Genomic DNA, 20,516 nt, shown 5'->3' with positions numbered 1-20,516 from the left:
GGGTCGTCAGTAGGCGGGCTCCCGCCAGATCGGGCAGGTCATGCAGTGGCCGCCGCCCCGTCCGCGGCCGAGTTCCGCCCCGCGGACGGTGATGACCTCGACGCCGGCCTTGCGCAGCAGCGTGTTGGTGTAGGTATTGCGGTCGTAGGCCACGACCACGCCGGGTTCGAGGGCGACGACGTTGTTGCCGTCGTCCCATTGCTCGCGCTCCGCCTCGTAGGCGTTTCCGCCGGTGCCGACAATGCGGAGCCTGGAATAGCCCAGCGCGTCGGCCACGACCTCCAGCAGCGGCCTCGCCTCGGGCCTCACCTCGAAGCGCCCCTCGTCGTCCAGGGGATAGGCGCTGTAGCAGCGGATCTGGTCGACGACTTCCCGGAAGACCGTCACCAGATCGCGGTCGCAGAACGAGAACACCGTGTCCAGATGCATCGCCGCGCGGCTTTTCGGCATCAGGCAGGCGATCACCCGGGACGCCGCGTTGTTGCGGAACAGCGCGCGGGTCACCTGGCCGACCGCCTGACGGTTGGTACGCTCCCCCATGCCGATGAGGACGATGCCCTTGCCGATCGGCATCACGTCGCCGCCCTCCAGGGAGGCGCCGGTGAAGTCCTCGTCGGAATCGCCCCACCAGATCGTGAAGCCGCCGTCCCGGAAGCGGGGATGGAACTTGTAGACCGCCCGCTGCAGCAACGTCTCCGGCTTGCGGGCCGGCCAGAACATCGGGTTGCAGGTCACGCCGTTGTAGATCCAGCAGGACGGGTCCCGCTGGAACAGCGTGTTGGGAATCGGCGGCAGCACGAAATCGGTGCCGCCGAACGCCTCGTTCAACAGCACGCTCACGGTGTTGTCCGGCAGGTCCGATATGGCGATGCCGCCGATGAGATGGACGGCGAGTTCCCTGGACGGCATCTCGTCCAGCCAGGGGCGCATGACCTCCACGGCGGCGACCCCGACGGTGTTGGCGGTGACGCGGCGGTCGAGCACGAACCTGCGCGCCTGAGGATCGTCGAGCGTTTGCGCCAGCAGATCGTGCAGGTCCAGCACCTCGACCCCCCGCTCCTCCATCTTCAGCACGAGGTCGTGGTGGTCCTTCTGCGCCTCGTGCACCCAGATGACGTCATCGAACAGAAGGTCGTGGCAGTTGCCGGGGGTGAGGCGCTGGTGCGCCAGCGACGGCCGGCAAACCAGGACGGTCCGCAGCTTGCCGACTTCCGAATGCACGCCGACTTCAGACATGACGCATCTCCCTGCTTCGATGGCCCGGTATTCCGTGCGGGCCTTGTTGTCTTGTGACGGCGCGGCGGCCATCACAGCGGGCTGATCGTGCCGGTCCACATGAGCCAGGCGGCGAGCACGGCGAGGACAGCGATGGCCGCCGCGATGACTATCTCCACGCTGGTGAAGGCGCGCTCCCCGTGCTCGCGTCGGGCCCGGACATAGACGAGGATTCCCGGTGCGAAGAGGACCGCGCACATCAGCAGGTACTGAAGGCCGGCCGCGTAGACGAGCCAGAGGCCGTAGGCCATCGCCAAGGCACCGACCAGGATGCCCTTCGTCCGCGATTCGGCACCGTAGCCCTCGCCGGTCAGGGCCAGTTTCAACGCGTAGGCGCCGGACAGGACGTAGGGGGGAAGGATCGCGACCGAGGCGATGAAGTAGAAGAACTGGTACGCGCTGCGCGAAAAGAAGCTGAGCGCTAGGAAGAGCTGGATCAGGAGATTGGTCGCCCACAGCGCGTTCACGGGCGAGCCGTTGGCGTTCTCAGCAGCGAACCATTTCGGGAAGGTCCCGTCGCGGCCGCAGGTGTAGGGAATCTCCGCGCACAGCAGCGTCCAGGAGAGGAAGGCGCCGCCGACCGAGATCACCAAACCGATGTTGATCAGGGCGGCGCCCCACGGGCCGACGAGGGACTCGAACACGCCGGCCATGGACGGCACCTTGAGGTCGGCGAGTTCGGGTTGCCGCAGAACGCCCGTCGCCAGCAGCGAGACCAGCACGTAGATTCCCAACGCGCCGACGAAGCCGATCACGGTCGCCCGCCCGACGTCGGAGCGGCGGGCCGCGCGGGCGGAATAGACGCTGGCGCCCTCGATGCCGATGAACACCCACAGAGTCACCAGCATGGTGCTCTTCACCTGCTCCATGACCGAGCCGAGGCCGCCCGTGCCGGACCCGGCGCCGGTTCCCCAGAAATCCACCGTGAAGCGATCCCAATGGAAGCCGACGATGGCCACCAGGACGAACAGGAACAGCGGCACCAGCTTGGCGATCGAGGTGACGACGTTCACGAAGGCCGCCTGTTTGATGCCGCTGAGCACGAGCGCGTGGATCAGCCACAGGCACAGCGACGCGCCGACGATGGAGGGCAGGTTGTTGCCGTCGCCGAAGATGGGGAAGAAGTGGGACAGGGCCGAGAAGATGGCCACCGCGTAGGCCACGTTTCCAAGAAAGGCGCTCAGCCAATAGCCCCAGGCGCTGTTGAAGCCGACGAACGGGCCGAAGCCGGCCTTGGCATAGGCATAGGGGCCTGCGTTCAGGTTCGGTTTGCGCACGGCCAGGTTCTGGTACACGAAGGCGAGCATCATCATGCCGATACCGGTGATCATCCAGCCGATCAGGATGGCGCCGGGCGACGCGCCCTTGGACATGTCCGATGGAAGATTGAAAACGCCGCCGCCGATCATCGAGCCGACAACGAGCGCAACGAGTGGGAGCAAGGTCAGTTTGTCCGACTTCCGGGTCTGCGCCACGCCAGCGTTCTTCACCGACACGAGATCGTTCACGTCAGCCGTCGTCATCGCCGTCTCTCCGCTATCCTCGCCTCCCTGCCGTCATCTCCCTGTCGTCAAGGATTTCCTCCAATGAGGCGGGCAATGAGGCGGGGCGTCTTCCGCTCCAGCGCCGACCGGTCACGTCCATTGAATGGCCTTCAAGGAATGGAGACCGAGAATGGAAGTCCCAAACTTGACTGTTCGACGGCCCGTTACATAAGTTCGATACGGTTTCCACGTCGCTATTCGTCGCTTGCATTGTTTTCTAAGGACTTTGCGGAGCAAAAAGGGCTTTTGCCACGCCGTGAACAGGGGCGTGATACGGTATCTCAACCGATGACTTTTGGCATATCAAAGGAAAAGCTCACTTGCGCAATATATTTATTTCGCAATTGCGAATTTGCAGTTGCGAAATAAGAGGACCGCTTGGCTCCAGCTTAAGGAAGTGCGATTTTACTTTTCATCGACCGCCAAATTTTGATGAATCCGCCGTCGGCAGAACGCAGCTCCAAAGGACTGCGGATTTTCGGCGGTGATCTGGGGCGGTGATCTGGGTAGTCTTGAAACCGTACGTCTTGAGCATCCTGTGTGTCAGCGCGAGGAGCGCGGCTGGATAACGAAAACCGCGGTACGGGTTGGTGAGCATGCCTGGCAACCAGCCATGCCGGACCGTTTACCACCAAACTGACAACACCCGACCGTTCACTGGAAACGGCGAAGTGCCGGTTTATGCTTGGGTTGATCCGATGGATGACATGAACTGCGTGTTCAATCGAACGCGCGATGGAAAGAATCACGGCCGTACAGTCATGACCGTCTGGTCGTCTGATGAAACGATGCACCAAAAGAAAGGAGAGTTGGAACTCTGTCGTGTGCGTCCATTTTCTCGGTGGGTTTCGCTTCTGCTTTCATCGTACAGAATCCCCGTCTGTCGTGCCATTGCGACGCACGGCCAAACAGCGGAGAACTTCCGGATATGGCCAAATCCATTCAGTTCAAATCAGGCGATTTGCTGTTCCGGCGGGGGGACGCGAGCGACTGCGTTTTTTGGGTCAGGCACGGTGAAATTGAAGTCCTGCGCGAGAATGGAGACAACGCCATCCTGATCGGGCATGTGCGGGGCGGCGAGTGGCTGGGCGAGATGGGCGTCATTGAAGGCCGCAGCCGGAGTGCCACCGCCCGAGCCGTCAGCGATGGCGCCGCGGAAGTCCTCACCCCGCAGGAGTTCCTGGACCGGGTGAGCCGGGACGCATCCCTGGCGCGCGGGTTGATCCAGCGTCTCAGCATCCGCCTGCGGACGATCGAGGACAAGATTGCCGGCGATCTGCTGCTCTCGACGCGCGAGGCGGAAACGTCAGAGAACGGCGCGCCGTCGTCGGAGGCACTTCCCAACGACAACGAACGCATTCTATTGACCGCCGGGTCGGACTCCCTGCGCAGCCGGATCGGTCCAAGCTCAATTCAGGTTGGACAACTGCCCTTCGTGGTCGGTCGGCTCCCGATCAACGGCGAGGCACCGCCCCAACGGTCACCCGATCTGTCCATAGACGATCAGCCGCCGTTTCGCCTGTCGCGCGATCACTTCATGATCAGCCGCAGCCAGGGCCGGCTGCTCGTGTCCGATCTTGGCAGCACGCTTGGGACGGTCGTTAACGGACAGCCGATCGGGCACGATTTCATGAGGGACACCGCCCTTCTGAACCACGGTGAGAACCGCGTCGTTGCGGGCGGCTGGGGATCGCCCTTCGAGTTCAACGTTTCCATCGGCTGAAGGGGCGTTGCCGGACAAAAGCGCTTTTTCGCATCCCGCGAAGCGGATGCCGGACCCAGGTCATACACCGATGAGACCGAGACGGAATGGGCGGTCACTGGCACTCTGACCGCTGCCACGCTTGGTGGAATGATGGATGCCGCACACCGACCCGATCCAACGCCGAGAGGCCGGGCATGGCATCGCAGAGGACCGCGTCACATCACTAGGGCTGCGGGAGGCGGGCATGGCCGAAGCGCTGTCAGTCAAGGAAAAGGCTCTCATCGACGCATACTGGCGGGCAGCAAACTATTTGTCCGTCGGGCAAATTTATCTTTATGACAATCCATTGCTCAAAGTTCCCCTTACCCTCAAACACATAAAGCCGAGGTTGTTGGGGCATTGGGGAACCACACCCGGCTTGAATTTCATCTATGTCCATCTGAACCGGATGATCCGGCAATTGGATCTGAACATGATCTGTATTGCCGGTCCCGGGCATGGCGGACCGGCCATGGTCGCGAATGCCTATCTTGAGGGAACATACAGCGAAGTCTACCCGAACATCTCGCCGGATGAGGAGGGCATCAAGCGCCTCTTCACGCAATTCTCGTTTCCCGGCGGGATTCCCAGCCACGTGGCGCCGGAGACGCCCGGTTCGATTCATGAAGGCGGCGAACTCGGATACGCCGTGTCCCACGCGTACGGAGCCGCCTTCGACAACCCCGACCTGATCGTCGCCTGCATCGTCGGCGACGGGGAGGCGGAAACCGGGCCGCTGGCGACGAGCTGGCATTCCAACAAATTCCTCAATCCACTCAGCGATGGCGCCGTTCTGCCGATCCTGCACCTCAACGGCTACAAGATCGCCAACCCCACCATTCTCTCCCGGATCAGCCACGAGGAGCTGGAGCAGCTGTTCCACGGGTATGGATACATCCCCTATTTCGTGGAAGGCCACGAACCTGACGACATGCATGAACGCATGGCCTCCACTCTGGACACGGCCATCGCCGACATTCGGCGGATCAAGGACGACGCGCGCCGAAACGGGGTCACGCAGCGTCCCCGCTGGCCCCTGATCGTGCTCCGCACACCGAAGGGATGGACATGCCCGAAGGAGATCGACGGCAAGCGGGCCGAGGATTTCTGGCGTTCGCATCAAGTCCCGATGGGGGAAATGCATGAGAACCCGGACCATGTGCGTGTTCTCGAAGAGTGGATGAAAAGCTACCGACCCGAGGAGCTTTTCGACGAGGGAGGCCGCCTCCGCCCCGACCTCGCCGACTTGGCCCCCCGCGGCATTCGCCGTATGAGCGCCAACCCGCACGCCAACGGCGGCACGCTCCTGCGCGATCTGCGCCTTCCGGATTTCCGCGACTACGCCGTCCCGATGGAGGCTCCCGGCGTGGCCGTCGCAGAAGCCACCCGCGTGATGGGGCAGTTTCTGCGCGATGTGATGAAGCTGAACCTCGACGCGCGGAACTTCCGGCTCTTCAGTCCCGATGAGAACAACTCCAACCGCTGGCAGGACGTGCTCCAGGTCACGGATCGGACATGGGTTGCCGATACCGTCCCGTGGGACGACCATCTCGCCCCGGACGGACGGGTCATGGAGATGCTCAGCGAACACCAATGCCAGGGGTGGCTTGAAGGCTATCTGCTGACGGGTCGTCACGGTTTCTTTTCCTGCTACGAAGCTTTCATCCACATCGTCGATTCGATGTTCAACCAGCACGCCAAGTGGCTGAAGGTCTGCCGGACCATTCCCTGGCGGCGTCCCGTCGCCTCGCTGAACTACCTGCTGTCCAGCCATGTCTGGCGCCAGGACCACAACGGCTTCAGCCACCAGGACCCTGGCTTCATCGACCATGTGGTGAACAAGAAGGCCGACGTCGTCCGGGTCTATCTGCCACCCGATGCCAATTGCCTGCTGTCAGTCACGGACCATTGCCTGCGCAGCCGGAACTGCGTCAACGTCGTCGTCGCCGGGAAGCAACCGGCCCCGCAGTGGTTGACGATGGATGAAGCCATCAGGCATTGCACGGCCGGTCTGGGGATCTGGGAATGGGCCAGCAACGACCGCGGCGGCGAACCCGATGTGGTGATGGCCTGCTGCGGCGACGTGCCGACGTTGGAGACCCTGGCGGCGGTTGATCTCCTGCGCCATTACGCCCCGGACCTGAAGGTCCGCGTCATCAACGTCGTCGACCTCATGACCTTGCAGCCCCCGGGCGAGCATCCGCACGGACTTCCGGACCGCGACTTCGACGCGCTGTTCACCACGGACAAACCGATCATCTTCGCCTTCCACGGCTATCCCTGGCTCATTCATCGGCTGACGTACCGGCGGACCGGCCACGGCAACCTGCATGTGCGCGGCTACAAGGAGGAAGGCACCACCAGCACGCCCTTCGACATGTGCGTGCTGAACGATCTCGACCGGTTCCACCTCGTGGGCGACGTGATCGACCGGGTTCCGGCGCGCGGCGCGAGCGCCGCCTACGTCAAGCAGGCAATGCGCGACAAGCTCATCGCGCACAAGGAACACATCAGACGGTATGGCGATGACATGCCCGAGATTGCGGGATGGACCTGGGGCCAACCCGGAGCGGTCGCAGCCGCCTCGACCGAGGCCGACAATGTTTGAACCATAAGACGATGGTCGGGCCATCCGTCGAACGGCGCGGCGGCTGCGACCGGGCGAGGAGGAAACGCCATGAGCAGCGACATGACCATGGCCGACGCAACGGCGTCGAATGTCTCCGGATCGACGGACCTGCTCCAGCAATATGGATGCGGCCCGATCCACTTCACCGGAACGCACGATGCGCTTTATGAGCGGCACCTGATGTTCGACCATGTGGTCGATCCCACATCGGTCGGTCCCCGCGAACGCTACGAGGCGGTCGCCCGCTCCGTGCGCGACGTGCTGTCACAGCGGTGGCTTCGCACCGAGCAGACCTACGAACGCGAGAATCCGAAACGCGTCTATTACCTTTCCATGGAGTTCCTCATCGGGCGCTCCCTGGCCAACAACGTCATGAACCTCCTTCTCGATCCGGTCGTGGCGCGGGTCGCCGACGAGAAGGGGATCGACTGGCTTGCCCTGCTCGACGAGGAGCCCGACGCCGGACTGGGGAACGGGGGGCTTGGCCGGTTGGCGGCCTGCTTCATAGACTCCATGGCCACAATGCAGATCCCGGCCATGGGATATGGGCTCCGCTACGAATACGGCATTTTCCGGCAGAGCCTGCGGGATGGCTGGCAGCAGGAACAGCCCGACAACTGGCTGCGCCGGCCCGATCCCTGGGAGGTCGCCCGGCCCCAGGAGGCCGTGGAGATCACGCTCGGCTGCTCGTTCGAGGTGCGCAACGGGACGTTCGCCGCCGTGCCCGGCCGGCCGTCCAACCTGCTCGGCATTCCGTTCGACCGCCCCGTTGTCGGGTACGGCGGCCGAACGATCAACACGTTGCGGCTCTGGGCGGCGGCGGCACCGCACGCGCTGGACTTCCAGGCGTTCAGCGCCGGCGACTTCGTCAGTGCGCTCGCCGAACGGCTCTCGGCGGAGTCCCTCACACGGGTCCTGTACCCCGACGATTCGACGAGCATGGGGCAGGGCCTGCGCTTCGTGCAGGAGTATTTTCTGGTCGCCTGCTCCCTGGCGGATCTCGTGCGGCGCTTCCGCCGGACCAATTTGGTCGGTAGCCCGGCCGATTGGCGGGTGCTTCCCGACAAAGTCGCCGTCCAGCTCAACGACACCCACCCGAGCCTGACGGTGTCCGAACTGATGCGGATCCTGCTCGACGACGCGGGGCTCGGCTGGGAGGAGGCGTGGGACATCACGCGGCGGACACTCGCCTACACGAATCACACCCTGCTGCCCGAAGCGCTCGAAAAATGGCCGCTGCCCTGGTTCGAGCTTCTGCTGCCGCGCCACCTGGAGATCATCCTGGAGATCAACCGCCGGCTTCTCGACGAAGTGCGGGCCCGCTTTCCCGGCGATGAGGGCCGTATCGAGCGTGTGAGCTTGGTCGAGGAGGGCGGTCCGCGGAAGATCCGGATGGCCAACCTCGCCATCGTCGGATCGCACAGCACCAACGGGGTCGCTGCGATCCATTCCGATCTGCTGCGCACCGTGACGGTCAAGGATCTGGCCGAACTGTATCCCGAGCGCTTCAACAACAAGACCAACGGCGTGACGCCCCGGCGTTGGCTTCGGCTGGCCAACCCCGCCCTCTCCCGCTGCATCACCGACGCCATTGGGGACGGATGGATCACCGACCTGTCCCAATTGGCCAAGCTGACGCCGCTTGCGGACGACGGGGCTTTCCAGGACGCCGTGCGGGAGGCCAAGCGCGCCATGAAGCACCGCTTCGTGGCGTGGCTTGCATCGACCAACGGCATCACCGTCGATCCCGACACGATCTTCGACTGCCAGATCAAACGCATCCACGAATACAAGCGGCAGCTTCTGAACGCGTTGCGGATCGTCGTGCTCTACAACCGGATGCGGCAGAACCCCGGCCTCGACATGGCGCCGCGGACCTTCTTCTTCGCGGGAAAGGCGGCTCCCGCCTACCGTCTCGCCAAGGTGATCATCAAATTCCTCAACAACCTCGCCGTCGCCATCGACGACGACCCGGTGGTGCGCGGCCGTCTCAGGGTGGTGTTCCTGCCCGAGTACGGCGTGTCCCTGGCCGAGAAGCTGATTCCCGCCTCCGACGTGTCCAACCAGATCTCGACGGCGGGCTATGAGGCGAGCGGCACCAGCAACATGAAGTTCATGATGAACGGCGCATTGACGATCGGCACGCGCGATGGCGCGACGATCGAGATGGCGCAAGCCGCAGGCGAGGAAAACTTCTTCCTGTTCGGGTTGACGGCGGATCAGGTGAGCGGCAGCGCCGGCTGGTACAGCCCTTTCTGGCATCACCACAACGAACCGGAAACCCGCGCCGCGCTGGACCTGGTATTTTCCGACCATTTCAACCGCAACGAACCAGGCATCTTCGAACCTCTGCGCGACGCGCTGCTGACGGGCGGGGACCGCTTCATGCATCTCGCCGATCTCACGGCCTATCTGGAGGCGGACCGGCGGTTGCTGGCGTCCTACGCGGCCCCGCAGGACTGGACGCGCAAGGTCATCATGAACATCGCCAACTCTGGCCGGTTCTCCAGCGATCGCACCATCGCCGAATACGCCGCCGAGATATGGGATGCGAAGCCATGCCCGGTGCCGTAAGGGCCGGATCGGCGGTTCAGGTGGACGCGGATACGGGGCGGGCCGGCACGCCCAGTCCTCCCGCTCGGGGAACCGCGGCGCCGCTGGGAGCGATCCCCACCGGCCAGGGGACGAACTTCAGCGTGTTTTCGAAGCACGCGACCGGAATGGAGTTGCTGCTTTTCGACCGCGCCGAGGATGCGAGGCCTGCGCGCGTGATCCGCCTCGATCCCTCCACCCATTGCACCTATCATTACTGGCACGTGTTTCTTCCCGACGTGACGGCCGGCCAAATCTATGGTTATCGCGCCGAGGGGCCATGGGACCCCGCCAACGGCCTGCGCTTCGATCGGGACAAGCTTCTCCTTGATCCCTATGGCCGCGCGGTGGTCGTTCCGGACCGCTACAGCCGCGACGGCATCCGCAAACCCGGTGACGATTGCGGCGGCGCCATGAAAAGCGTGGTGGTGGATCCGGGGTCCTACGATTGGGAAGGCGACGCACCGTTGCGCCGGTCGTCCGCGCAGACCATCGTGTATGAGATGCATGTGCGCGGATTCACACGCCATCCCAGTTCCGGCGTCGGCGAGAAGACCCGCGGCACGTTTGCCGGACTGATCGAGAAGATTCCGTACCTGCAGAAATTGGGCGTCACCGCGGTGGAGCTGCTGCCGGTGTTCCAATTCGATACGCAGGATTGCCCGCCGGGAAAGGTCAATTACTGGGGATATGCGCCGGTCTCGTTCTTTGCGCCGCATGCGGCGTACAGTTCGCGTTCCGATCCGCTCGGTCCGCTGGACGAGTTCCGCGACATGGTCAAGGCGCTGCACCGCGGCGGCATCGAGGTCATCCTCGACGTCGTTTTCAACCACACGGCGGAAGGCGACCACAACGGGCCGACCCTGTGTTTCCGAGGGTTGGACAATCCCACCTACTATCTTCTCGAGGACGACCGATCCCGCTACGCCAACTACACGGGCACCGGGAACACCTTGAACGCCAATCACCCTGTCGTCCGGCGCATGATTGTGGACAGCCTTCGATACTGGGTCGAGACGATGCATGTGGACGGCTTCCGCTTCGATCTGGCCTCGGTACTGTCCCGCGACACATCGGGACATCCGATCCCGAACGCGCCGATCCTGTGGGACATCGAAACGGAACCGGCGCTGGCCGGTACGAAGCTGATCGCCGAGGCTTGGGATGCGGCGGGCCTTTATCAGGTCGGCAGTTTCGTCGGCGACAGCTGGAAGGAATGGAACGGACGGTTCCGTGACGACGTGCGTGCGTTTTTCCGCGGTGAACCGGGATCGGTGACCCAGATCGCGGACCGCATCCTCGGCAGCCCGGAGATCTATGGGCATGAGGAGCGGGAGGCTGAACAAAGCGTCAACTTCGTGACCTGCCATGACGGCTTTACGCTCAACGACGTGGTGTCCTACGACCGCAAGCACAACGAGGCGAACGGCGAAGGCAATCGCGATGGCGCGGACGACAACCGCAGTTGGAACTGCGGCGTCGAAGGCCCGACCGACGACCCGGCAATCGAGCGGCTGAGAAACCGTCAGGTAAAGAATTTCCTGACCGTGACGATGCTATCGCTCGGCGTCCCGATGATCACGATGGGCGACGAGGCGCGGCGCACTCAGTCCGGCAACAACAACGCCTACTGCCAGGACAACGAAACCAGTTGGTTTGATTGGACGCTGGTCGAGACGCACGCGGACGTGCACCGGTTCGTAACTGCGCTCAACACACGCCGAAGCCTGCGGGACAGGATGTACGAGCGTGTGCCTTTGCGGCAGCTGCTCCGGAAGGCGAAGATAACCTGGCACGGCGTGACCCCCGAGCAACCGGATTGGAGCCGCGATTCCCACAGCATCGCCGTCGAAGCGAAGGTGGAGCAGGGCCGGCTTCGCATTTACCTGATCCTGAACGCCTACTGGAAACCGCTTCGCTTTGAACTTCCGCCAGCAAATGACGGCCGTGTTGGCCCATGGCGCCGATGGATCGACACCTCGCTCGACCCCCCATGTGATATCGTCGAGTGGAGCTTAGCGCCGACGCTGAGTGAGTTGTCCTATCTGGTGGAAGCGCGGTCCGTCGTCGTGCTGATCCATGACACCGGCGAACCGACCCACCTGTCGTGACCCGTACCAAGCGTTGGTGTCTGGTTTTGGTGGAGGGAGACCGTGAGCATCCCCCGGCACAATGGACGGCGGGTTATGCGACCTGCAACTTGGCCTGCTCAGGAGTTCTGTAGCCAATCGCCGAGTAGAGGCGTTGGCGATTGTAGTAGGGCCTGTTAGCGCTTGATCCAATCGAGGGCGGCGGCGAGGCAAAGGACGCCCGTGAAGGAGTTGGCAGTTTTCTCATAGCGGGTGGCAATTGCCCGCCACTCCTTGATCCCGGCCCAAAAGCGCTCGACGAGGTTGCGGTTGTTGTAGATCCATGCCGGACAGGCGACCGGCGCATCGGTCTCGCTTATGCGTGATGCACTCTCTCGCATAAGCACCAATTGCCGCTTAAAGAGGAAAGCGACAAAAGTCCCTTGTTTCCAAAGGGAAAAGTTGAACTGGCGGAGGGAGAGGGATTCGAACCCTCGATACCCTTTTGAGGTATACACACTTTCCAGGCGTGCGCCTTCAACCACTCGGCCACCCCTCCGCAGAGGCCGCGTTTATATCCAGCCCGAAGGCGGCGCGCAAGCCCCTGATATCACTTTTTTGGAAAAATCTTGCGCCGCCTTCGTGATGATCCGCGGGGCGGATCGAAGCCACCTTCCCTCAGCCGAGGCCGCGGACGAGATCGCCCACCGTGCGGCACAGCAGGTCGATGTCCTGGTCGCGCGACAGGCGGTGGTCGCCGTCCTTCACCAGCGTCACCCGCACATCCGAACTGCTAAGGCGATCGGCCAGGGTCAGGCTGACCTGCCAGGGCACGTCCGGGTCGGCCATGCCGTGCAGCAGGCGCACCGGCTTGTCGAAGGCGATGGGCTGGCGCAGCAGCAGGTGGTTGCGCCCGTCCTCGATCAGGGCACGGGTGATCGGCTGCGGCTCCGGCCCGTAGTCGGAGGGGCGCAGCCAGCGGCCCGTCTCCAGGATCTCGCGGCGGACGGACTCGTCGAAGAGGTCCCACATCAGGTCCTCGGTGAAGTCCGGGGCGGCAGCGATGCCGACCAGCCCGGCCACCCGCTCCGGACGGCGCAGCGCGGTCAGCAGCATCATCCAGCCGCCCATGGAGGAGCCGACGAGGATCTGCGGCCCCACCGTCACGCGGTCCAGGACGGCCAGCGCGTCGTCGGCCCACAGCCCGATGGTGCCCTCGTCGAACCGTCCGCTGGAGGCGCCGTGCCCCTGATAGTCGAAACGGGTGAAGGACAGCCCCTCGCCCGCCGCCCATTCCTCCAGGGCCAACGCCTTGGTGCCGGTCATGTCGGACATGAAGCCGCCGAAGAACATCACGCCGGGGGCCAGCCCTTCCGGGTCGCGGCCCGGGGTGTGACGATAGGCTATGGTCGCGGCGCCGCGCTTCAGGCTATGGTGCGCGCCGCCCGGCGACGGGACGGGGCCGGCTGCGGGTTCGTTCATATCGGACACCTCTGTGGGCCAGGACTTTAGGAATCTGTGACTATGGACGTCGAATCCCAGCTTAGCACCGGCGAGGACCCGCGCAACCCGGCCGGCGCCTTCGCGGCCGCCGGCCGCCGGCCCGTCGTTCTCCAGGTGCTGCCGGCGCTGGTCACCGGCGGGGCCGAGCGCGGCTGCATCGACGTGGCGCTGGCGCTGGCCCAGGCCGGAGCCTTGCCGCTGGTGGCGTCCGAAGGCGGGCCGATGGCGGCGGAGCTGGACCGCGCCGGCATCCGCCACATCACCCTGCCGCTGGCCTCCAAGAACCCCCTGGTCATCCGCCGCAACGCGCGCAAGCTGGAGGCGATCATCCGGGAGAACGGCGTGGACATCGTGCACGCCCGCTCCCGCGCCCCGGCCTGGAGCGCTTGGCTGGCCTGCCAGGCGACCGGCGCACGCTACATGACCACCTTCCACGCCCCTTACAATTACAAGAACGGGCTGAAGCGCTGGTACAATTCGGTGATGGCGCGGGGCGAGCGGATCATCGCCATCTCCGGCTTCATCCGCCGCCACATCCTGGAGAATTACGACGTCGATCCGGCGGTCATCCGCACCATCCACCGCGGCATCGACCCGCTGTCCTTCGCGCCGGAGCGGGTCAGCTCCGCCCGCATGATCCAGCTCGCCCAGAAATGGCGGCTGCCGGACGACAAGCCGGTGATCCTGCTGCCCGGCCGCCTGACCCGCTGGAAGGGCCAGACGGTGCTGATCGACGCGCTGGCGAAGCTGGGGCGCAAGGACGTCTGCGCGCTGCTTGTCGGGTCCGATCAGGGCCGCACCGGCTACCGGCAGGAGTTGGAGGAGCAGGTGCGCCGCGCCGGGCTGGAAGGCGTCGTCACGATGACCGACCATTGCAACGACATGGCCGCCGCCTACCGGCTGTCCACCGTCGTCGTCTCCGCCTCGCAGGAGCCGGAAGCCTTCGGGCGGGTGATCGTGGAGGCGCAGGCGATGGGCCGCCCGGTGATCGTGTCCGCCATCGGCGCCTACCAGGAGACGGTGATTCCCGGCGAGACCGCCTGGGTGGTGCCGCCCGCCGATCCCGACGCGCTGGCCAAGGCGCTGGACGAGGCGCTGTCCCTGACGACGGAGCAGCGCGACGCCATCGGCGCCCGCGCCCGCGCCTTCGTCGCCGAGCGCTACACCAAGCAGCGCATGTGCGCCGACACGCTGGCCGTCTATGCGGAGCTTCTCGCCGAGCCCAAACGCGCCGTAAAAGGCCGCTGAGCCGCCCTTTCTTCCCGCCCGTCACACCACCGGACATCATGACCGACATCGTCCAGCTTTCCGGAATCGCCTCCGTCATCGACCGTTACGACGGGGTCATCCTCGACCTGTGGGGCGTCCTGCACGACGGGGAGCGGCCCTATCCCGGCGTGCCGGAGTGCCTGGACCGGCTGCGCGCGGCGGGCAAGGTGATCTGCCTGCTGTCCAACGCGCCGCGCCGCACCGGCGGCGTCATCGCCAAGCTCGACGGCATGGGAATCGGGCGCGAGCGCTACCACCATGTCATGACCTCGGGCGAGGCCGCCTACGACGCGTTGCGCGACCGCGACGACCCGTGGCACGCAGCACTGGGCCGGCGGCTGTACCACATCGGCCCCGACCGCGACATGGACGTGTACGAGGGGCTGGGCTACACGCTCGCGGCATCGCCGGACGAGGCCGATTTCGTCGTGAACACCGGCATCGTCGACTTCGGGGAATCGCTGTCGGTCTACGAGCCGGCGCTGGAAGCCTGCCGCCGCCGCAACCTGCCGATGGTCTGCGCCAACCCCGACCTGATCGTGATGGTCGGCGAGCAGATGGTCATCTGCGCTGGCACGCTGGCCCAGCGCTACGAGGCGATGGGCGGCGACGTCTTCTGGCATGGCAAGCCACACGCCCCGGTCTATGACCGCTGCCTGTCGCTGATGGGCATCAAGGACAAGCGGCGCATCCTGGCGGTGGGCGACAGCCTGCGCACCGACGTGGCCGGAGCCAACGCCGCCGGGATCGACGTGGCGCTGGTCACCTTCGGCATTCATCGCGAAGAGCTGGGAGGGGCCTGGGGCGAGGCGGTCGACCCGGACAAGCTGGCCGCCGCGGCGGCGGCGGCCGGCCACCAGCCGACCTACGGCCTGCCCAGCCTGCGCTGGTAAGAGGGACGGCGTCCCGCTCCTCGATTCAATCGAAGGGCGGGATGGCGTCGTCCATGGCCTTGCGCAGAATGCTGGACGGCCCATCTTCGGAGAAGCCGCGGCTTCCGATGGCGTTGCGGAAATAGCTGACAATGAAGACGCGGATCGAGGCGGTCAAATTCGCCTCCCCGCGCCTTTGATCGATCTGGGTGCAGATGTCGTTCAGAGTCAGCCCCTCACGCTCACAGATTTCCTTCAAGGAGTCCCAAATATAGGGCTCCATCCGAAGACTGGTGCGTCGGCCCGAAACCTTGACATTGCGACAGACCAGGACCGGCCCTTCCTTGTTCCCCTGTCTGCCCGCCATATCGTTGCCCTTGGTCCCCTGCCGTTGCGGAAAGGCGCTCGCGTTTCCGGCGAATATACATTCACTTGTATGATGATATTGCAAGCGGCGTGTGGGCACAAAGCCAATTTCGACCGGGGGTCGCGATCCCGGCCCGGGGTTCACCGTTCCCGCCACCGCGCAACCTTGGCCCGGGCAAAAGCCGCTTCCCTTCCCGGGCGCCTTCGCTGTACCAGTGCTTCGATGGGCCGACACAAGCTGTAGTGGTCACTTCCGGTGGAGAACGAGCGATGGTGCGACCGGCGGCGTGGGGGATCGCGGTGACGCTGATGGCCGGGCTGGCGCCCGTCCTGCCGGCCCGCGCGTCCGACCTGCCCATCGACCGCATCCGCGCCGAGGTGTCGCGCCTCGTCCCGCCGCTCTGGACCGTCGAGGAGATGACGGCGGACCCGGTTCCCGCGCCAGCGCCTGAGGGCAGGACCGCCGCGAAATCCGCCGAATCGCGGGCCGCCGTCCGAATCGGGGCCAAGCTTCGGCTCGCCAAGCCGACCTATATGGTGGAAAGCCGGGACGGCGCCATCACCTTCATCCGCCCCGTCGCCGAGGCCGGTCTGGAAAAGACGCTCACCGCCACGGCGCTCGCCACGCTTGGCCCCAACGGCTGGAATGCCCGCATCGAACTGCGCAACCCGGAGGTGCTGGAAGGCATCGGCCAGCCGCTGGAAGAGCTTCCCGGCCGCCCGGTGCTGGCCGGCTCCGCCGAGGCCAACCGCTTGCGCGAGCAGATCGCCCGCGACGCCGAGGCCCGCGGCGCCGAGGAGGACGCCCGCCGCCGCCGCGAGGAGGATCTGCTCGCCCGACAGGCCGCCGCCACCAAGGCGGAGGAGGAGCGCGCCGCCGCCGAACGGCGGCAGGAGGAGGCCCGTGCGGCGCGGATCGCCGACCTGCGCACCCGGATTCAGGGCGCGGACCGCCCGGCGCGGATCGCCGCCTACGAGGCGGCGCTGGGCGGCAACGACCCGTCGCTGCGCCAGATCGCCATGGAGGCGGCGCTGCAGGGCCGCGACCCGGTGCTGGGGAATCTGGCGCTGAAGGACTGGATCGCCCGCCGCAAGGCGGTGCCGGTGCAGCTCTACGCGACGAAGGAGGACCCGCATTCCGAAACGGTGCTGAACAACCTGGGTCCGCTGACGCTGGAGATCGATTCCGTCAACCCCGTCAACGGCGCGCTCGCGGGACGTCTGGGCGCCCCCGGCTACAGCATCGCCAAGCCCTCCGCCGCCATCGGCACGCTGGCGCAGACCACCCTGACGGTGAACGCCTACGGCTGCGTCCTGTCGCTGCGCCTGACTGAGCAGCAGGCCCTGGACGGGCTGTTCCGCTGCCAGACCCTGCCTGCGCTGATCGCCCGCGTCGTCGTGGACTGAGGCGGCGGATGCGCCGGGTCGCCCTTCCCCTTCTCGGACTTCTGGCGCTGTTCGGCGGCCCCTCGGCGCGGGCGGACGAGGCCGAAGCGACCTTCACGCCACGCCCGCCGCCGACCGCCGTTCTGCCCCGGCTGACGCCGCTGGGAGCGGCGGGGAAGGCGACGCCGCAGCCCCTGGCGCCGCTGCTTCCCTTGCCGGTGCTGACGCCACCCGCGTCGGCGACGGCGCCGGAGCCGGTTACCCCCGTTGCCTCTGCCGCTGCCGGGGTGGAGCCTCCGGCGCAGGCGACCACCGACACCGTCGCCATCCCTCTGCCCGCCCGCAAGCCTTCCGGTCCGGCGCCCGCGGCGGTCGCCGATGGCACCCCGACGAACCGCTTCAAGGGCGGCTACGCCAAGGCTTCGAAGGAGGACCGCGGCTGTGCCCTGCCCGGCCATATCACCGAGGAACGCGGCACCGACACGCGCCGCCCGGCCATCACCATGGGAACACGGGTGCGCGTCCGCGCCGCCGCGAACCTGCGCGTCGCCCCCTTCTGCGACGCCAAGGTGGCGGACGTCCTGGAGCGTGGGGAGACGGTCACCGTGATGGCCGCCTTCGGCTCCTGGTACGAGGTCGGGCGGAACGGGCGGGCGCTGGGCTTCGTCGGCGCATCCCTCCTCGCCGGGACGAAGGGCCGCTAACCCTTCACCCGGGCGGCCTCGACCATGAAGCGGCGCCAGATCTCCGCCGGGACGGAGCCGCCGGTAACCCCCTTCATCGGCGTGTTGCCGTCGTTGCCGACCCACACCCCCACCGTCAGCCCGCGCCCGGCCACGCCGTCGGCGAAGCCGATGAACCAAGCGTCCCGGTAATCGTTGGTGGTGCCGGTCTTGCCGCCCGCCCCGCTCTTGGCGAGCGCCGCCGGCAGGCGGGCCGTCTTGCCGGTGCCGTCCCGCATGACCGACGCCAGCATGGATTTCAGGGTGGCGGCGGTCTGCGGGTCGATCACCCGGTCCGCTTTCGGCGGGGTGTAGCTGTAGATCGTCCGCCCGGCGGGATCGCCGATGCGCTGGAACAGATGGCCGCTGACCGTGCTGCCGCCGTTGGCGACCACCGCGTAGGCCTGGGTGATCTCCAGAAGCGACACCTCGCTGACCCCCAGCGCGAGGCCGAGGTCCGGCTCCAGCGGCGACTCGACGCCGAGACGGCGGGCGGCGGCGGCGATCTCCTCCGCATGGCCACGGGTCAGCCGGGCCGAGGCCGTGTTGGTCGAATGGGCGAAGGCGTCGGCCAGCGTCAGCGAGGACGGGTAACGGTTGTCGAAGTTGCGGATGGCCCGCCCGTCGGTGAACTCCATACGCGAGCCGTCGACGCGGGAATCCGGAGTCAGCCCGCGCTCCAGCGCCGCCAGGAAGACGAACAGCTTGAAGGCCGAGCCGGGCTGGCGGCGCGCCTGGAGCGCGCGGTTGAAGTGGTCGCGCCGGGCCGCCGCGTCGCGCCCGCCGATCATCGCCAGGATCGCCCCGTCGCCGTCCAGCGCGACCAGGGCGACCTCCGCGTCCCCCAGGCTCTTGGCGTGGCGCTTCAGGGTGGCCTCCACGCTGCGCAGGGCGGCCGCCTGAAGGTCGCGGTCGAGCGTGGTCCGCGCGGTAAAGGTCGGCCCCGGAAGGTCGCCGCCGTAGCGGTCGGCGGCGAAGCGGTCGAAACGGGCCTTGGCCGTCTCGCGGAAATGGCCGGTGGACAGCACCGCTGCCTTGTTGGCGGCGGCCAGCATGGGGCGCTGGCGCTTGGTCTGCTCCGCCGTGCGCTCGGTGATGAAGCCCACGTCGGCCATGGCGTCGAGCACCAGGGCGGCCTTGGCCTCCGCCTTCTCCAGGTCGGCGAAGGGGTTCAGGCGGGAGGGGGCGGGCAGCGCGCCGATGAGCATCGCCGACTCCTTCAGCGACAGCTTGCCCGCCGGCTTGCCGAAGAAGACACGTGCGGCGGCGTCCACCCCGTACGCGCCGAAACCGAAATAGGCGCGGTTGAGGTACAGGTACAGGACGTTCTTCTTGCCGAGCTGCTCCTCGAAATCGCTGGCGCTGTACAGCTCATACGCCTTGCGGGACCAGCGGTTGTAGCGGTTGAGGAAGATCAGCTTCATCGTCTGCTGGGTCAGCGTGCTGCCGCCCTGGCTGAAGCGGCCGGACGTCACCGCCACGGCCAGCGCGCGGGCCAGACCCTGGAAGTCGATGCCGTCATGCTCCAGATAGCGCCGGTCCTCCTTGGCGATCAGCGCCTGGATCAAATGCTTCGGCAGCTTCTCCAGCGTCAGCGTGTCGCCGTACGTCTCGCCGATGGAGCCAATGAAGCGCCCCTGCCGGTCGAGGAAACGCACACCATGGCCGCGGTTGTACGCCAGCACATCGTCGACGGTGCGGAACTCGTCCCCGAACAGGTCCATCGCCTGGGCGGGGGGCGGCACTGGGAGGCCGGACAGCAGCGGCAGCGCGAGCGTCAAAGCCAGGGCAGCGCGGCGGAGCAGGGATGATCGGAGCATCGGCCGAATGGTGGAGGCGGAATGAGCCTCACGTCGGCGCACCGTCCCGCTTCCGCAATGCCGCTACCCCGTAATTGCGGAGCGTCGGAACGGCCCCGCCGCCCAACAAAAAAGCCCGCCGGAACCGGCGGGCCTTTTTGGGGACGCGTGTGCTCTGCGGACGGCGGGCGGGCCATCGCGCCGAAGGGTCACCTCGGCGCCAGGACCATGACCATCTGGCGGCCTTCGAGCTTCGGCATCTGTTCGACCTTCGCCAGTTCGTCCAGCTCGTCGCGCACGCGGACCAGCACGTTCATGCCAAGATCCTGGTGCGCCATCTCACGCCCGCGGAAGCGCATGGTCACCTTGACCTTGTCGCCTTCCTCAAGGAAGCGGCGGGCCGAGCGCATCTTCACGTCGTAGTCGTTGTCATCGATGTTGGGTCGGAGCTTGATCTCCTTCACCTCGATGATCTTCTGCTTCTTGCGCGCCTCGGCAGCCTTCTTCTGCGCCTCGTACTTGTACTTGCCATAGTCGAGGATCTTGCAGACAGGAGGCTCAGCCTGGGGGGCGATCTCGACGAGGTCGAGACCCGCATCCTCAGCGGCCAGCAGCGCATCGCGCAGCGAAACGACGCCCACCATCTCGCCGTCGGCACCGACGAGACGGATCGAGCGAGCCGTGATCTCCCGGTTTACCCGCGGTCCATCGCGGGTCGGAGCGGCTTCGGACGGTATCCTGGCTAT

General features: G+C 65.9%; 14 protein-coding genes, 1 tRNA gene and 1 pseudogene. 8 read left to right on the top strand and 8 right to left on the bottom strand.

The features are described 5' to 3' along the window. Positions 1 to 6 precede the first annotated feature (6 nt). Both H1Q64_RS07075 and arcD read right to left on the bottom strand, forming a co-directional pair. Positions 7 to 1,236, bottom strand: a complete 1,230-nt coding sequence (locus H1Q64_RS07075; RefSeq protein ID WP_237902947.1) for an arginine deiminase — start codon at positions 1,234 to 1,236, stop codon at positions 7 to 9. 71 nt (positions 1,237 to 1,307) lie between these two features. Further along, positions 1,308 to 2,798: an arginine-ornithine antiporter gene (gene arcD / locus H1Q64_RS07070; RefSeq protein ID WP_237902946.1), complete on the bottom strand. Its 1,491-nt coding sequence runs from the start codon at positions 2,796 to 2,798 to the stop codon at positions 1,308 to 1,310. A gap of 949 nt (positions 2,799 to 3,747) precedes the next feature. Between arcD and H1Q64_RS07065 the strand changes: the two genes are divergently transcribed. The 4 genes from H1Q64_RS07065 (at position 3,748) to glgX (ending at position 11,895) form a co-directional block, all read left to right on the top strand. Beyond that, positions 3,748 to 4,542 carry a cyclic nucleotide-binding domain-containing protein gene (locus H1Q64_RS07065; protein ID WP_237902945.1) on the top strand — a complete coding sequence of 265 codons (795 nt, stop codon included), beginning with the start codon at positions 3,748 to 3,750 and terminating at the stop codon, positions 4,540 to 4,542. Positions 4,543 to 4,678: 136 nt separating this feature from the next. Next, a complete protein-coding gene (locus tag H1Q64_RS07060) occupies positions 4,679 to 7,171 on the top strand; it encodes a phosphoketolase (RefSeq protein ID WP_419468801.1) in 2,493 nt (830 codons plus the stop codon). Positions 7,172 to 7,240: 69 nt separating this feature from the next. After that, entirely contained in the window at positions 7,241 to 9,766 is a 2,526-nt protein-coding gene (locus tag H1Q64_RS07055; protein ID WP_237902944.1) for a glycogen/starch/alpha-glucan phosphorylase, read from the top strand. Beyond that, positions 9,751 to 11,895, top strand: a complete 2,145-nt coding sequence (gene glgX, locus H1Q64_RS07050) for a glycogen debranching protein GlgX (protein ID WP_237902943.1) — start codon at positions 9,751 to 9,753, stop codon at positions 11,893 to 11,895. The genes H1Q64_RS07055 and glgX overlap by 16 nt, the downstream gene beginning before the upstream one ends. A 155-nt stretch (positions 11,896 to 12,050) precedes the next feature. Here the strand turns inward: glgX and H1Q64_RS34095 are convergent. The 3 genes and pseudogenes from H1Q64_RS34095 to H1Q64_RS07035 all read right to left on the bottom strand — a co-directional run. After that, positions 12,051 to 12,356 (bottom strand): annotated as a pseudogene (locus H1Q64_RS34095) (transposase); the annotation flags it as partial. Next, positions 12,322 to 12,412: transfer RNA gene (locus tag H1Q64_RS07040), tRNA-Ser, on the bottom strand. The pseudogene H1Q64_RS34095 and the gene H1Q64_RS07040, both read right to left, overlap by 35 nt. A gap of 119 nt (positions 12,413 to 12,531) precedes the next feature. After that, positions 12,532 to 13,335 carry an alpha/beta hydrolase gene (locus H1Q64_RS07035; RefSeq protein WP_237902942.1) on the bottom strand — a complete coding sequence of 268 codons (804 nt, stop codon included), beginning with the start codon at positions 13,333 to 13,335 and terminating at the stop codon, positions 12,532 to 12,534. A gap of 42 nt (positions 13,336 to 13,377) precedes the next feature. On the opposite strand from H1Q64_RS07035, the gene H1Q64_RS07030 reads away from it, so the two are divergent. Together H1Q64_RS07030 and H1Q64_RS07025 are read left to right on the top strand one after the other, a co-directional pair. Next, a complete protein-coding gene (locus H1Q64_RS07030) occupies positions 13,378 to 14,604 on the top strand; it encodes a glycosyltransferase family 4 protein (protein ID WP_237902941.1) in 1,227 nt (408 codons plus the stop codon). Positions 14,605 to 14,642: 38 nt separating this feature from the next. Beyond that, complete coding sequence (locus H1Q64_RS07025) at positions 14,643 to 15,518, top strand: TIGR01459 family HAD-type hydrolase (protein ID WP_237902940.1); 876 nt, start codon at positions 14,643 to 14,645, stop codon at positions 15,516 to 15,518. Positions 15,519 to 15,543: 25 nt separating this feature from the next. Here the strand turns inward: H1Q64_RS07025 and H1Q64_RS07020 are convergent, their stop codons facing one another. Beyond that, positions 15,544 to 15,864: a ribbon-helix-helix domain-containing protein gene (locus H1Q64_RS07020; protein ID WP_082188189.1), complete on the bottom strand. Its 321-nt coding sequence runs from the start codon at positions 15,862 to 15,864 to the stop codon at positions 15,544 to 15,546. 269 nt (positions 15,865 to 16,133) lie between these two features. Between H1Q64_RS07020 and H1Q64_RS07015 the strand changes: the two genes are divergently transcribed. Beyond that, complete coding sequence (locus H1Q64_RS07015; protein WP_237902939.1) at positions 16,134 to 17,270, top strand: hypothetical protein; 1,137 nt, start codon at positions 16,134 to 16,136, stop codon at positions 17,268 to 17,270. Between the two features lie 8 nt (positions 17,271 to 17,278). Then, positions 17,279 to 17,953 (top strand): hypothetical protein, encoded by a 675-nt coding sequence (locus H1Q64_RS07010; RefSeq protein ID WP_237902938.1) that lies wholly within the window; start codon positions 17,279 to 17,281, stop codon positions 17,951 to 17,953. On the opposite strand, the gene H1Q64_RS07005 is transcribed toward H1Q64_RS07010, so the two are convergent. Further along, positions 17,950 to 19,791 (bottom strand): transglycosylase domain-containing protein, encoded by a 1,842-nt coding sequence (locus H1Q64_RS07005; RefSeq protein ID WP_237902937.1) that lies wholly within the window; start codon positions 19,789 to 19,791, stop codon positions 17,950 to 17,952. The genes H1Q64_RS07010 and H1Q64_RS07005 overlap by 4 nt on opposite strands. Before the next feature lie 188 nt (positions 19,792 to 19,979). Next, positions 19,980 to 20,507, bottom strand: a complete 528-nt coding sequence (gene infC, locus H1Q64_RS07000; protein WP_035675720.1) for a translation initiation factor IF-3 — start codon at positions 20,505 to 20,507, stop codon at positions 19,980 to 19,982. Positions 20,508 to 20,516 lie beyond the last annotated feature (9 nt).

Source organism: Azospirillum brasilense (genome assembly GCF_022023855.1).
GTDB classification, from domain to species: Bacteria; Pseudomonadota; Alphaproteobacteria; order Azospirillales; family Azospirillaceae; genus Azospirillum; species Azospirillum brasilense_F.
Note: the sequence above shows the minus strand (reverse complement) of the source record. Positions and strands in the feature narration are given on the sequence as shown.